General features: G+C 69.6%; 12 protein-coding genes. 6 read left to right on the top strand and 6 right to left on the bottom strand.

The annotated features are described in order from the left end of the window. Positions 1-2 precede the first annotated feature (2 nt). The 4 genes from ML01_RS11530 to ML01_RS11515 all read right to left on the bottom strand — a co-directional run bounded on the left by ML01_RS11530 (position 3) and on the right by ML01_RS11515 (position 3,237). On the bottom strand, positions 3-422 hold the full coding sequence (locus tag ML01_RS11530; protein WP_058555546.1) for a DsrE family protein: 420 nt from the start codon (positions 420-422) through the stop codon (positions 3-5). A gap of 158 nt (positions 423-580) precedes the next feature. Beyond that, positions 581-2,005 (bottom strand): PhoH family protein, encoded by a 1,425-nt coding sequence (locus tag ML01_RS11525; protein ID WP_058555545.1) that lies wholly within the window; start codon positions 2,003-2,005, stop codon positions 581-583. 120 nt (positions 2,006-2,125) lie between these two features. After that, on the bottom strand, positions 2,126-2,593 hold the full coding sequence (locus tag ML01_RS11520) for a peroxiredoxin (RefSeq protein WP_058555544.1): 468 nt from the start codon (positions 2,591-2,593) through the stop codon (positions 2,126-2,128). A 104-nt stretch (positions 2,594-2,697) separates the two neighbouring features. After that, positions 2,698-3,237: a glycine cleavage system protein R gene (locus tag ML01_RS11515; RefSeq protein WP_058555543.1), complete on the bottom strand. Its 540-nt coding sequence runs from the start codon at positions 3,235-3,237 to the stop codon at positions 2,698-2,700. A gap of 205 nt (positions 3,238-3,442) precedes the next feature. On the opposite strand from ML01_RS11515, the gene dapA reads away from it, so the two are divergent. From dapA to prsT, 4 genes are all read left to right on the top strand, one after another. After that, a complete protein-coding gene (gene dapA, locus ML01_RS11510; protein ID WP_058555596.1) occupies positions 3,443-4,318 on the top strand; it encodes a 4-hydroxy-tetrahydrodipicolinate synthase in 876 nt (291 codons plus the stop codon). A gap of 62 nt (positions 4,319-4,380) precedes the next feature. Then, a complete protein-coding gene (bamC, locus tag ML01_RS11505) occupies positions 4,381-5,562 on the top strand; it encodes an outer membrane protein assembly factor BamC (RefSeq protein ID WP_058555542.1) in 1,182 nt (393 codons plus the stop codon). Further along, positions 5,563-6,330, top strand: a complete 768-nt coding sequence (locus ML01_RS11500) for an MBL fold metallo-hydrolase (RefSeq protein WP_058555541.1) — start codon at positions 5,563-5,565, stop codon at positions 6,328-6,330. A 263-nt stretch (positions 6,331-6,593) separates the two neighbouring features. Continuing rightward, on the top strand, positions 6,594-9,464 hold the full coding sequence (gene prsT, locus ML01_RS11495) for an XrtA/PEP-CTERM system TPR-repeat protein PrsT (protein ID WP_058555540.1): 2,871 nt from the start codon (positions 6,594-6,596) through the stop codon (positions 9,462-9,464). A gap of 172 nt (positions 9,465-9,636) precedes the next feature. Here the strand turns inward: prsT and ML01_RS11490 are convergent, their stop codons facing one another. Beyond that, positions 9,637-10,140, bottom strand: coding sequence for a hypothetical protein (locus ML01_RS11490; RefSeq protein ID WP_058555539.1), 504 nt, complete (start codon positions 10,138-10,140; stop codon positions 9,637-9,639). 64 nt (positions 10,141-10,204) lie between these two features. After that, positions 10,205-10,861 carry a protocatechuate 3,4-dioxygenase gene (locus tag ML01_RS11485; protein WP_216819161.1) on the bottom strand — a complete coding sequence of 219 codons (657 nt, stop codon included), beginning with the start codon at positions 10,859-10,861 and terminating at the stop codon, positions 10,205-10,207. A gap of 237 nt (positions 10,862-11,098) precedes the next feature. Between ML01_RS11485 and ML01_RS11480 the strand changes: the two genes are divergently transcribed. Beyond that, the gene (locus ML01_RS11480; protein ID WP_058555538.1) at positions 11,099-11,584 is read left to right on the top strand and encodes an aminoacyl-tRNA deacylase; all 486 of its coding nucleotides are present in this window, start codon (positions 11,099-11,101) and stop codon (positions 11,582-11,584) included. A 228-nt stretch (positions 11,585-11,812) separates the two neighbouring features. Further along, the gene (locus ML01_RS28670; protein WP_156427675.1) at positions 11,813-11,977 is read left to right on the top strand and encodes a hypothetical protein; all 165 of its coding nucleotides are present in this window, start codon (positions 11,813-11,815) and stop codon (positions 11,975-11,977) included. The last annotated feature ends 493 nt before the right edge of the window (positions 11,978-12,470 follow it).

The raw sequence follows: 12,470 nt of genomic DNA, 5'->3' as shown, positions 1-12,470 counted from the left end.
CCTCACGGACGGATGTAAGCATAGCCCTGCGACTGCAATTGGGCGATGCGTGTGACGCCGCCCTGCTCGGCGATCTTGATATCGGCCAGCAGCTCGTCGGGCTCGATGCCCAGGGCGGTCAGCGTGTTGGCGCAGGCCTCGAAGGTGACGCCCTGCGCCTGCAGCGCCGCGACGCCGCCGCGGACCTGATCGACGGCCTCGATGTCGACGAAGCGCTTGACCGCGGGCCCATGCGACACGACCACGATCTCGATGTTCTCGCCGCCGCCGACGCCCTCCAGGTGGTTCTTGACGTTGCTCAGCATGAAGGCGACCTTGTCCTCGTCGGCGACGTGATAGACGACCTGCGGCTTGTCGGCGGCGGCGGCGAGGCCGGCGACGAGCAGGAGCGGCAGCAGCAGCGATAGGGCGAGCAGGCGCATGGTTGTGGTCCTCGGGGCTCTGGCGGTGGTGAGATCACGGTGGTGAGATCACGGTGGTGAGATCACGGTGGTGAGATCGCGGTTGGCCCGCGTTGGTGTTCCGCCCGCGCGCCGGGCCGGCGGCGGCCCGGCGGCGCGGGGCGGCTGCGGCATCCGTGTCACAGGTGCTCGGAGGCGAAGTCCGCGAGGCGTGAGCGCTCGCCGCGGATCAGCGTGATGTGGCCGCTGTGCGGCCAGTCCTTGAAGCGGTCCACGACGTAGGTCAGGCCGGAGGTCGTCTCGGTCAGGTACGGCGTGTCGATCTGCGCGATGTTGCCGAGACAGACGATCTTGGTGCCCGGGCCGGCGCGGGTGATCAGCGTCTTCATCTGCTTCGCGGTCAGGTTCTGCGCCTCGTCCAGGATGATGTACTTGTGCAGGAAGGTGCGCCCGCGCATGTAGTTCAGCGACTGGATGCGCACGCGCGAGCGCAGCAGGTCGTTGGTGGCGGCGCGGCCCCAGTCGCCGGCGCTGCCCTCGGTCTGGGTCAGCACCTCCATGTTGTCCATCAGCGCGCCCATCCAAGGGGTCATCTTTTCTTCTTCGGTGCCGGGCAGGAAGCCGATGTCCTCGCCCACCGGCACCGTCACGCGGGTCATGATGATCTCGCGATAGATGTTGCGATCCAGCACCTGCGCCAGGCCGGCGGCGAGCGCGAGCAGCGTCTTGCCGGTGCCGGCGGTGCCGAGCAGTGTGACGAAGTCGAGCTCGGGGTCCATCAGCATGTTGAGCGCGAAGTTCTGCTCGCGGTTGCGCGCGTTGATACCCCAGACGTTATGCCGCTGCACGCGGTAGTCGTCCACCAGCTCGATGACCGCTTCGGTCTCGCCGCGGAGCTCGCGGACGATGGCCTCAAAGCCCTCGTCGTGCTCCATGTACAGGCACTCGCTCGGGTACCACTCCGCCACATCCGGCCCCTGGATGCGGTAGAAGGTGCGGCCCTGCTGCTGCCAGGAGTCCATCTCCTTCGCGTGGTGGTCCCAGAAGTCGTCGGACAGCGCCGCCATGCCGGTGTAGAGCAGGTCGACGTCGTCCAGCACCCGGTCGTTGGAATAGTCCTCCGCCGGCAGGCCCAGCACCGCGGCCTTGATGCGCAGGTTGATGTCCTTGGAGACGATGACAACGGTGTGGTCCGTCCACTGCTTGCGCAGGCACTGGGCGGTGGCGAGGATTTCGTTGTCCGCCGTGGTGCCGGGCAGCACGGTGTCGAAGTGCTCCGACAGGGGTTCGGTCTGGAAGAAGAGCCGGCCCGCCGGGGGCTCCGTGAAGCCGGAGCCGTGGTCGCCTAGGGGCTGGATCGGCAGGCCGCGGTCGATCTCGGCCTTGTCCGCGTCCTGCATCAACTGGTCGAGGAAGCGGCTCACCTGGCGCACGTTGCGCGCGACCTCCGACACGCCCTTCTTTGCCGCGTCGAGCTCTTCGAGCACGACCATCGGCAGGTAGATGTCGTGCTCCTTGAAGCGGAAGATCGCGGTGGGGTCGTGCATCAGCACGTTGGTGTCAAGGAGGAAGAGACAGGGCTTGTCGTTTTCGCGCTTGATCATATGAGGCTCGCCCGATGGCTCGACGGCCGCGGCAACGTTGCGGGGCCGGTGCCGGCGGCTGACGCCGGCCCGGTGGTGGGGGGAACGGGGCGTGCGCCGCCCCGGGGCGCAGGGGCGGCGTCAGCCGAGCTCGCGCACGGCCGCGAGCACCTCGTCCACGTGCCCCTTGACCTTGACGCCGCGCCACTCCTGGCGCAGCACGCCCTGCTCGTCGATGAGGAAGGTGCTGCGCTCCACCCCAAGCGACTCCTTGCCGTACATCTTTTTCAGCTTGATGACGTCGAACGCCTTGCACAGCGTCTCGTCCTTGTCCGACAGCAGGTCGAAGCCGAAGGCCTGCTTGGCCTTGAAGTTTTCCTGCGCCTTGATGCCGTCCCTGGACGCGCCGACGATGACGGTGTTGAGCCCGGCGAAGTCGGCCAGGGTGGCGCTGAAGTCGAGCCCCTCCTGCGTGCAGCCGGGCGTGCTCGCCTTCGGGTAGAAATAGAGCACGACGCGCTGGCCGCGCAGGTCGGAGAGCTTGAGCGTCTGGTCGCCCGTGGCCGGGAGCTCGATGTCCGGGACGCTGTCGCCGATCGCAACTGACATGCTGTCTGCCTCGTGTGACCGACCGGACCCAGCGGGTCCGGTCCATGCAGGATGGGGTGGGCTGAACCCGGTTTCGGGCGGGCGACGCGCGCCCTGTCGCTGCTTCAAATCTTGAGCGGCTCCAGCACCGCGTCCAGGTTCAACCCATCGCAGTAGTCCATGAACTCCTCCCGGAGCGTCGCGATGTGGGTTGCGGCGGGGATACCGACCGTCATGTGCACGGCGAACATCTGCGTACCGGTGTGCGCCGCGGCGTAGGTGTTGGTCGCCATGTCTTCGATGTTGATCTGCCGCTCGGCGAAGAAGCCGGCCAGGTTGTTGACAATGCCCGGGTGATCCATCGCGATCACGTCCACCGCGTAGGGCAGCTTGTCGGTGCTGCGCTCGCGCTCGCCGGTGCGCTTGCTGACGATGGTGAGCCCGAGCGTGCGCTCGAGCTCCGGCAGCGCGTTCTCGACCTTGGCCAGCGTGTTCCACTTGCCTTCCACCAACAGGATGGCCGCGAACTCGCCGCCGAGCACGGTCATACGGCTGTCTTCGATATTGCAGCCTTGCTCTAGGATCGTCCGCGAAAGGTCGTTGACGATCCCGGGGTGGTCTGCACCAAGGGCTGAAATTACGAGGTACGTCTTTTGAGTGGCCATGGGTTCCGTTCGCTGCATGGGGGGGCCTGATAGCGGGGCCTGCCGACTTCGCGCCGAGTGTATAGCATGGCCTTTTGCCCGGCCAAGGGATGCAACGCACGCGCGGCGGAGCGAAGGTGTTGCGAAGGTGCGGGTTGCCTTGTATCGATGCTGCCGCGCGCGCTAGTATCAGCGGATTCTTGGGGGACTGCACCGGAACGCCATGCTGCTGCGGGGGAGTATTGTCGCGCTGATCACGCCGATGGACGCGATCGGCGCCGTGGACGATGCCGCGCTCGCGCGGCTCGTGGACTTCCATGTGGAGGCGGGCACCGCCGCCATCGTGGCCGTCGGTACCACCGGGGAGTCGGCGACGCTCGACGAGGCGGAGCACTGCGCCGTCATCGCGCGCTGTGTCGCGCTGGCGGCGGGGCGCATCCCGGTCATCGCCGGCACCGGCGCCAACGCCACGGCAGAGGCCATTCGGCTCACACGCTGCGCGGCCGAGGTGGGTGCAGACGCGGCGCTGTTGGTGACGCCCTACTACAACAAGCCGACCCAGGCCGGGCTCATCGCGCACTACCGCGCCATCGCCGACGCCGTGGCCCTGCCGCAGATCCTCTACAACGTGCCGGGCCGAACCGCCTGTGATCTGCTGCCTGAGACCACCGCGGAGCTGACGCGGGTCGAGAACATCGTTGGCCTCAAGGACGCTACCGGCGACCTGACCCGCCTGCCGCGCCTGCGCGAGCTGTGCGGGCCGGACTTTGCGCTCTACAGCGGCGACGACGGCACCGGCTGCGAGTTCATGCTCGGCGGCGGCGACGGCGTCATATCCGTGACCAACAACGTGGCGCCGGCGCTGATGCGGCAACTCTGCGACGCGGCACTCGCTGGCGAGCGCGAGCGCGCCTTGGCCATCAACAACCAGTTGGCGGACCTGCACCGGGCGCTGTTCGTGGAATCCAACCCGATCCCGGTGAAATGGGCCATGGCCGCGCTGGGGCTCGCCCAGCCGGGCATCCGGCTGCCGCTCACCTGGCTCACGCCGGCGCACGAGGCCACCGTGCGGGCGGCCATGCAGCGCGCGGGCGCCCTCTAGACTTTAGACTTTTCCCGGCCGGGCCTGTGGCGACACCCGGCTCGACTGCTGCCACCGGAACCATGCTCAAACGATCGATCATCCCGCCGGGCGCTGTCCCGGCCTGCGTGCTGGCACTGCTGTTGAGCGGTTGCGGTTCCATGCAGGAACTGCTGCCGGACCAGTCGTTGCAGTACAAAGAGCAGCGCGAGTCATCGGAGAATCTGGAGCTGCCGCCGGACTTGGCCGGCGCGAGCTTCGACGACGCGCTGGACATCCCCGGCGCCTCCGGCACCGCCACCTATTCGTCCTATGCCGGCGAGCGGGCCGCACGTGCCGGCATCGCCGCGAGCGGTGCCGTGCTGCCGGAGGTGCAGGGTGTCTCGCTGCGCCGGGGCGGCGATCGCCGCTGGTTGCAGGTGGACGCGCCGCCGCAGGCGGTGTGGCCCGAGGTGGTCGCCTTCTGGCGCCAGCAGGGCATTGTGCTGGAGGAGCAGGACCCGGCCACCGGCATTATGAAGACCGGCTGGCTCGAGAATCGCGCCGAGGTGCGCACGGACTTCATTACGCGCCAGGTGCGTAAGGTGCTGGACGGGATGTACTCCACGTCCACGCGCGATCAGTACCGCGTGCGACTCGACGCCGGGTCCGCCCCGGACACCACCGAGGTCTACTTGACCCATACCGGCATGGCGGAGCGTCTGGTGCGCAACACCGTCGGCGAGGGCGCGACCACGGTCTGGGAGCCGGCGCCGAGCGACCCGGACAAAGAGGCCGTGATGCTGCGACGGCTCATGCTCCATCTGGGCGTGTCCGATCGCGACGCCGAGCGCATGTTGACGGCCGGCGGCGGCTCGGCCGGCGCCGGTGCGGCGGCGCCCACCGCGCGGGCGGCTGGCATCGGCGCCACGCTGGTGGGCAGCGGCCCGTCGGCGGAGCTCGTGATCCCCGGCGAGTACCGTCAGGCCTGGCGGCAGACCGATCTGGCCCTCGATCGCACCGGCTTCGCGGTGGAGGATCGCGACCGCAGCGCGGGCGTGTTCTTTATCCGCTACGACGACGCCGAGCGCGGCCGCGGCAAGCAGGGGCTTACCGACCGGCTCGCCTTCTGGCGCGGCAGCGAGCGTGGCGTCGAGCAATACCAAGTTCGCCTGCAGGACGGCGGCAGCGAGACCCGCGTGCGGGTGTTGGACGCCGCGGGCCAGCCCACCGCCGGCGGCACCGGCGAGCGCATCCTCGCGCTGTTGCAGGAAGAGCTTCGCTGAATGCGCTTTGCGGTGCTCGGCAGCGGCAGCCGGGGCAATGCGACGCTGATCGAGGCCGACGGCACCCGCGTGCTGCTGGACTGCGGATTCCCGCTGCGTGAGATCGAGTCGCGCTTGGCCGCCGTCGAAGCGCGCCCTGCCGAGCTCAGCGCCATCGTCGTGACCCACGAGCACGGCGACCACGTGGCCGGGGTTGCCCGCCTGGCGCTGCGTTACGGCATCGAGGTCTGGGCCTCGCCCGGCACCTGGAAGGGCGCAAGCAAGGCCACCAGCGCGGCCGAGTCGCCGCGGCTGCGGCTGTTTCCGAGCCACACGCGCAAGCTTCGCATCGGCGCCCTGACGCTCTGCCCGATTCCGGTGCCGCACGATGCGCGCGAGCCCTGCCAGTTCGTTTTCGAAGGCGATGGCCGCAGGCTCGGCGTGCTCACCGACACCGGTACCGTGACGCCGCGCATCTGCGAGGCGCTGCGCGACTGCGATGCCCTGATGCTCGAATGCAACCACGACCCCGAGCTGCTGCGCACCGGGCCCTATCCCGCAAGCGTGCAGCAGCGCGTCGGCGGCGCCTTCGGCCACCTGAGTAATGCGCAGGCGGCGGCGCTGCTGGCACGCATCCACCATTCGGGGCTCGGGCGCTTGCTGTTGTCGCATGTGAGCCTGCAGAACAACCGCCCGGAGCTTGCGATTGCGGCCATGCGGGGCGCCGTGAGCGGCATCGAGCCGCAATTCGCCGAGCAGGATCGCTGCTCCGGCTGGCTCGATGTTTGACGGGATGACCCGGGCATGAGATGTGCCGGGTCGCCTATAATCGGCCCATCTGGCACAGGCCCGTGATGACACAGGCCGTCGCATCTGTCGCGCGGTTCTTTGACGCCGGCGGCCCGGTGAGCGCCGACGGCGCGGCCGCCGTCGGAGCAGCCGCGACAATCGCAGCAGCCGCGACGGCGCGCGTGCGACAAGGTCGCGCGCACCGGCTTATCCCTCGGGGAACCATGATTGAGCCCACCCAAACACCAGCGCCGGCACCCGGCGTGCAATCGGTCCATCGCCACTTCGCGCTGGCCATCGCGCTTGCGCTAGCCCTGCTCGCCGCCGCGGCGGTCGCGCAGGAGCAGGGGCCGCTGCTCGGTGAGGCCGAGGGTGCGGCAGCCGCCGCCGAGTACTACGAGCAGGCGCTCGTTGCCCATAACCAAGGCGACGTGCGCTCCGCGTACATCTATCTCAAAAACTCGCTGAAGGAAGACCCGCTGCTGTTGCCGGCGCACCTGCTGCTGGGGCGCATCTACCTGGCCATGGGGCAGGGCGAGAAGGCCGAGAAGCAGCTCCTGATCGCCGACGGTCTCGGCGCGCACCGCTCCCTGATCCAGAACTCCCTGGCCCGGTCCTATCTGATGCAGGGCCGCCCGGAGCAGCTCATCGATGAGCTGTTCCCCGTCGGTACCGCACCTGAGGAAGATGCCGAGCTGCTCGCGCTGCGCGGCGAGGCCCACCTCGCGCTGGAGCAGTACTTCGACGCCCAGCGCTCCTTCACCCAGGCGTGGGAGCTCAATCCGCGCTCGTCCGCCGCCGTCATCGGCCGCGTGCACGTGATGCTGTTGCAGGGGGAGCTGGAGAAGGCCGCTGCGCTTGCGCGCGAGGCCGTGGAGGTGGCGCCGAAATCCGCCCGCGCCTGGTATCTGAAGGGCGTGCTGGCGGAGAGCCTGGGTGACTACAGCGGGGCGCTGTCCGACATGGGCAAGGCGGCGGAGCTCTTGCCGTCGTACCTGCCGACGCAGATCGGGCGCGTGAACCTGATGCTGCGCTTGGGCCGCCTCGACGAGGCCGATGCGGTCGCGAGCAAGGTGCTGGAGATCTACCCTAACGACCCGCGCAGCCACTATCTCAAAGCCGTGGTCAAGACCAAGCTCGGCGACGACCCAGCCGCCGAGGCGGCGCTGCAGGACGGTGCCAATCTCATCGCCCGCTTCCCGCGGGAGCTCATTGAGGGCCACCGCACCACGCTCCTGCTTGCCGGCATCATCGCCTACAGCCTCAAGCAATGGGAACAAGCCGAGGCCTACCTCAGCATCTATCTCGCCGAGGACGGCGCCGCCACTGGACCGCGGGTGCTGCTTGCGCGGATCGCGCTGGAGCAGCGGGGCGAGGCGGAGCAGGCGATCCGGCTACTCGAGCCCGCCGTGCAGCGCACGCCGGAGAATGTCCCGGCGTTGTCGCTCCTTGCCGAGGCCTACATGAAGACGGGCCAGCACCTGCAGGCCGCGCAGCTTCTGCGCAGCGCCACCGAGCAGCGCCGGGACGACATCGTGCTGCGCACCCAGCGCGCCGTGAATGAGTTCGGGCTCGGCCGCCGCGACGATGCCATCGAAGAGCTGTCGCAGGTGTTCAGCGCGCGGCCCGAGCTCAGCAACGCCGGCGCCACCCTCATCGTGATGCTGTTGCAGGAGCGCGACTATGACGCCGCCTTGGAGGGGGCGCGGACGCTGCTGGCGCGGATCCCGGACAACCTCTCGTACGTGAACCTGCTCGGCGCCGCGGCCTTCGCCAACCGCGACATGCAGACCGCGCGCTGGGCCTTTGAGCTCGCGCTGGCCATTGACCCGTCCTTCTATCCGGCGCGCACAAACCTGGCCGAGCTGCTGCTGGACCAGGGGGACTCGGCGCTTGCGCGGGGCCATCTGGAGCGCGTGCTCGACGAGCAGCGCGATGAGGTCGGTGCGCTGATGCTGCTGGCCCGCTCCCACGAGGAAAACGGGGAGCTGGACCAGGCGCTCAGGCTCGCCGAGCGTGCGCTCTCGGCGGACCCCGGTGCCGTCCATGTGGCCATCTACCAAACCGAGCTGCTGCTGCGCATGCGCGAGCCCGACAAGGCGGTGCGCGTCGCCGAGAGCGTCGAGGTGCGGACCAACAATCCGGACGATGCCGACCTCCTCGCCGCGCTGAGCCGGGCCTACATCGCCAGCGGGCGCCGGGCGACGGCGCAGGTGGTGCTGCGGCGCGGCTCCAGCGTCGCCGGCTACGATGCCCGCAGACTGCTCAAGGTCGCTATGCTGCAGCGCGACGCCGGTGACATCGAAGGCGCGCTCTGGTCGCTGCAGAAGGCCACCGAGGGCGATGCGGACTATCTGCCGGCGCGGCTGCGCTTCGGCGAGCTGCTCATTGAGCACGGCCGCCTCGACGATGCGCTGGTGCTGGCGCAGCAGCTCGGGGCCGATTATCCGGAGCAGCCGTACGCCGACCACCTCGCCGGGCTCATCCTCCGCGCCCAGGGACAGCACGCTGCCGCCTTCGCGGCCTTCGAGCGGGCCTTGGCCGACAGCGAGTCGCCGCTGCTCGCGATGCGCGCCTTCGAGTCGAAGCGCGATGCCGAGGGCATGGGCGCGGGCGTCGAGTTCCTGCAGCAGTGGCTCGACGCCCACCCGGGCGACGGCATCGTGTTACAGACCCTGGCCGAGGGCTACTACGCCTTAGGTGACCACGAGCGGGCGCTTGCGCTGTTCGAGCAGGCGCTGGCACGGGCGCCGGACAACCCCATGCTGCTGAACAACCTGGCCGTCATCTACAACGAGATGGACGACCCGCGGGCGCTCGAATACGCTCGCCGCGCGCACGAGCTGTTGCCGAGCGCCGCGGAGACCGCCGACACCCTGGGCTGGGTGCTCGTGCGCCGCGGGGAGCTCGCCGAAGGGCTCAAACATCTGCGCGACGCGCAGACGCGCGCTGCCGGGGACCCCGCCATCGGCTATCACATCGCCGTTGCGCTCAAGGGCCTCGGACGCACCGAAGAGGCCATGACCCAGCTCACGGAGCTGTTGCAGACCGCGGCCCCCGATTTCGCGCAGCGCGAGCAGGCCGCCCGGCTCCTGGAAGAGCTGCGCAACATTCGCTCCGCCCAGAGCGGCTGACCCGCCTGGTATCCCGGGTATCGCGTTTAAGGATCGCCCACGTCGCTTGGTTGGGGCTCCTTGCCGTCTCCATCGAAACCGAAATCGGTATCGGGATCAGGATCGGCTGCTAATCGAGTTCGACTTCGATACCGACAGCGATTTCGACGCCGACATCGTTGCGGCAAGGGCCTCAGGTCGGCAGGTCGTCGTCGCTCCGCGCCTTGCGCGCCCGCCGCCGCTCACGGAAGGACGGACGGCCCCGATAGGCCGCGACCTGCAAGATGATCTGCCCGAAGGGCAGCGCGGCCAAGCCACCAAAGCGCGCCACCGCCGCGCGCAGCAGGCCGTCTACGTCTTCCACCGGGGCGTTTGCGTCTGCGACCTCCGGCTCCTCAAGCGCCGCGCGCACGCCCCGCAGGCCGCCGACTTGGATGCGCATCGCCTTGGCATGGGGCAGCGCGGCGCCGCCGTCGGTGGTGCGGAGCGCGAAGCGCGCCTGCTGGCGCAGCAGATCCAGGAACTCGAGACACCTCGCCTGGCCCGCATTGGTCGCACAGCGCACGCCCTCGCGCTCGGCGATGCAGAAACGCTTCGCGAGGGCGCAGCCGCAGTTGTTGGTCAGGATGGCCTTCTCATACGGGCAACGGCGCTCGTTGACGGCGGCGTAGGTGTCGCGGAAGGCGTCTTGGTCCAAGGCGGGTGCTCCTGAAATGCGGCTGCCGGGGCGGCGTTGGACAGTTTGCGGGTGTTCTGCGGTCTCAGCCCAGCACGATGTCGAAGCGCGCCGCGAGCCGGCCGCTGCCGTCGCCGGCCGGGCCGAACGCCGCCGTCACCGCCGCCTGCTCCGCTGCCGACAGGCGCCGACGCAGAAAGTCGCGGTCGTTCTCCGGCGCGCCCTCGACATAGAGCTGCGTCACGAGCTGGCGGCCTCCGGGGGCGGTCACGGCAACGTGGATATGCGGCGCCCGGCCGGGATAGGGCACGGGCCTGATGGTCCGGAACCGATAGCCGCCGTCCGCGCCGCTCAAGGTCTTGCCGTAGCCCTGGAAGCCCGGATCGCGCGGCGGGCCGCCGCGGTCCGCGCTGTGGATGTAGCGGCCGTTGGCGTCGCACTGCCAGATCTCCACCAGCGCAGCGGGCACCGGCGCGCCGTCGACATCGAGCACGCGGCCGGTGAGGTCGGTGATGTCGCCGGCCGCGGCAGCGTCGCTGTCGTCCGCCGGCATCAGCCGCGTCAGGTCGTTGTCCTGATCGAGCGGCATGCGGTCGGGGTAAAAGGGGCCGCGGCCCTGGCTCGGTGTCGCCATGGCCGCGCGGGCGCTCGCGTGCCCGATGCCGGGCAGCAGCAGCGCGGCGAGGCCGGGCACGGCCAGCAGCAGGCGCCGTCGGGCGGCGAGTCGGGTCTGGATTTGCACGGCGGCCTCCGAACGGGCTCCGGTCTGACACGCCGGGAGATGCGGCGGGACATGTGTGAAGAAATGGGCATGGACGCCCGCGTTTCCAGCCGCGGCGCGCGCATACACGTTTGCGGCGAGCGTCCATCAGGGAACCGCTTGCCCGCGCGTCAGTGTTTCCGAGCTTTGCTTCCGCCGCAGCCTGTACGAACCTTGTAGGAGGAAGAGAAGGCTCACCAAGGCTCGGGAGGCAATACGATGAGCATGTCCGCGCGAATCGAATCCCATCTGCTCGACCGAGAGGTCGTCTACGAGCTGATCCAGCACAAGCCGACGGGCTCCACCCACGAGAGCGCCTCCGCGGCGCATGTGCGGGATCATCAGGTCGCCAAGGCCGTCATGGTGCACGACGGCGCGGCGCAGGCCATGGCGGTGATCCCCGGCGACGCCCGGCTCGATCTCGACACGCTGAGCGTGCACGGCGGCCGCCGGTTCCGCCTCGACGACGAGACCGATCTCGCCCGGCTGTTTCCGGACTGCGCGCCGGGTGCGGTGCCGCCGCTCGGCCCCCTGTACGGCATCGAGACCTACCTGGACGAGGCGCTGACGACGCCGGAGCCGGTTTACTTCGAGGCCGGCGACCACATGTTCCTGGTCCGTGTCAGCGGCGAGGACTTCCAGCGCCTGCTGCCCGATGCCCGACGCGGGCACTACGGGCACCGGGAGTCCGCGCCGCTCTGGTAGGCCCCGGCTGCGCCGACCTCGGTCGGCGCTCCCGCGAGGGGCATGCTGCCGGCGACCGGGAACGGGAGCGTCCCGGCCCCGAGCGAAAGGGCGAGCGACGGGCGGCCCCGCCGCGCGCAAGCTCGATGCCGGCAAGGCCATCTCACCGCAGGTTCCGCGGATGCTGCGGGCGCTGCCGATGCCGATGATGGCCGCCGCCGGGAGCTCCGGCCCAACCCAGAGGTCCGCATGCGTCTCTCCGACCGACTGCTGCTCGCCCTGCTCATCGTCGTCGTCGACACCGCGGCCTTCGCGCTGCCGCTCGCGTCGTTATGGCTCGCGTACGTGCTGCTCGCCCGACCCGCGTGGTTCCGGGACTGGGTGGAACGGCTGTATCGCGAGGTGCCGCGGTAGTTGCCTGGGCGCCCAAGGCGCGGCGGGGATCGGCATCCGGAGGACAGCGGGCGAGCGGGCGCCGCTTGCGTCAGGTGGTGCTGGCGCGCCGGCCTGCGGCGCGCGCATGGGCGTCAGCCGCGCGGCTGCGACGGCCGCGACGTAGGAGCGCCGCTCGCCGGGAAAGGAGAGTGCGACCGCGAAGCGCTTGTTCGCGCCCATGCCTGGCGCCCCTGCTGTGTTGTTCTTGGTGGCGGGGAGTGTACCAAGGGCGGGGCTGGGCGCTGAGATCGGCTGGGTGGGCGCGGCGCGACGATGCAGATGTTTCGATGCCGTCTCCGATCGTTGTCGTTGTCGTTGTCGTTGTCGTAATCGTATTCGTCTGCTGTGGATGCTCGACTGCGACGTGCCGCGGCAGAGCCTCGGCACCGGTCGATCCGGGCCCGACGGCTCGGCCGCCGGTCCCGTGGCTCAGCGCCTCGGGGCGCAGAGCGCCCGCAGACGCGCGACACCG

This window comes from Thiohalocapsa sp. ML1 (genome assembly GCF_001469165.1).
Lineage (GTDB): Bacteria > Pseudomonadota > Gammaproteobacteria > Chromatiales > Chromatiaceae > Thiohalocapsa.
The sequence above is the reverse complement of the archived record's forward strand: the minus strand, read 5'-3'. Positions and strand labels throughout refer to the sequence as shown.

Excerpts from the sequence above, each read along its gene's own strand:
- ML01_RS11515 (WP_058555543.1), bottom strand. The coding sequence starts at position 3,237 with ATGGCCACTCAAAAGACGTACCTCGTAATTTCAGCCCTTGGTGCAGAC.
- bamC (WP_058555542.1), top strand. The coding sequence starts at position 4,381 with ATGCTCAAACGATCGATCATCCCGCCGGGCGCTGTCCCGGCCTGCGTG.
- ML01_RS11520 (WP_058555544.1), bottom strand. The coding sequence starts at position 2,593 with ATGTCAGTTGCGATCGGCGACAGCGTCCCGGACATCGAGCTCCCGGCC.
- ML01_RS11500 (WP_058555541.1), top strand. The coding sequence starts at position 5,563 with ATGCGCTTTGCGGTGCTCGGCAGCGGCAGCCGGGGCAATGCGACGCTG.
- ML01_RS11530 (WP_058555546.1), bottom strand. The coding sequence starts at position 422 with ATGCGCCTGCTCGCCCTATCGCTGCTGCTGCCGCTCCTGCTCGTCGCC.
- ML01_RS28670 (WP_156427675.1), top strand. The coding sequence starts at position 11,813 with ATGCGTCTCTCCGACCGACTGCTGCTCGCCCTGCTCATCGTCGTCGTC.
- ML01_RS11480 (WP_058555538.1), top strand. The coding sequence starts at position 11,099 with ATGAGCATGTCCGCGCGAATCGAATCCCATCTGCTCGACCGAGAGGTC.
- ML01_RS11525 (WP_058555545.1), bottom strand. The coding sequence starts at position 2,005 with ATGATCAAGCGCGAAAACGACAAGCCCTGTCTCTTCCTCCTTGACACC.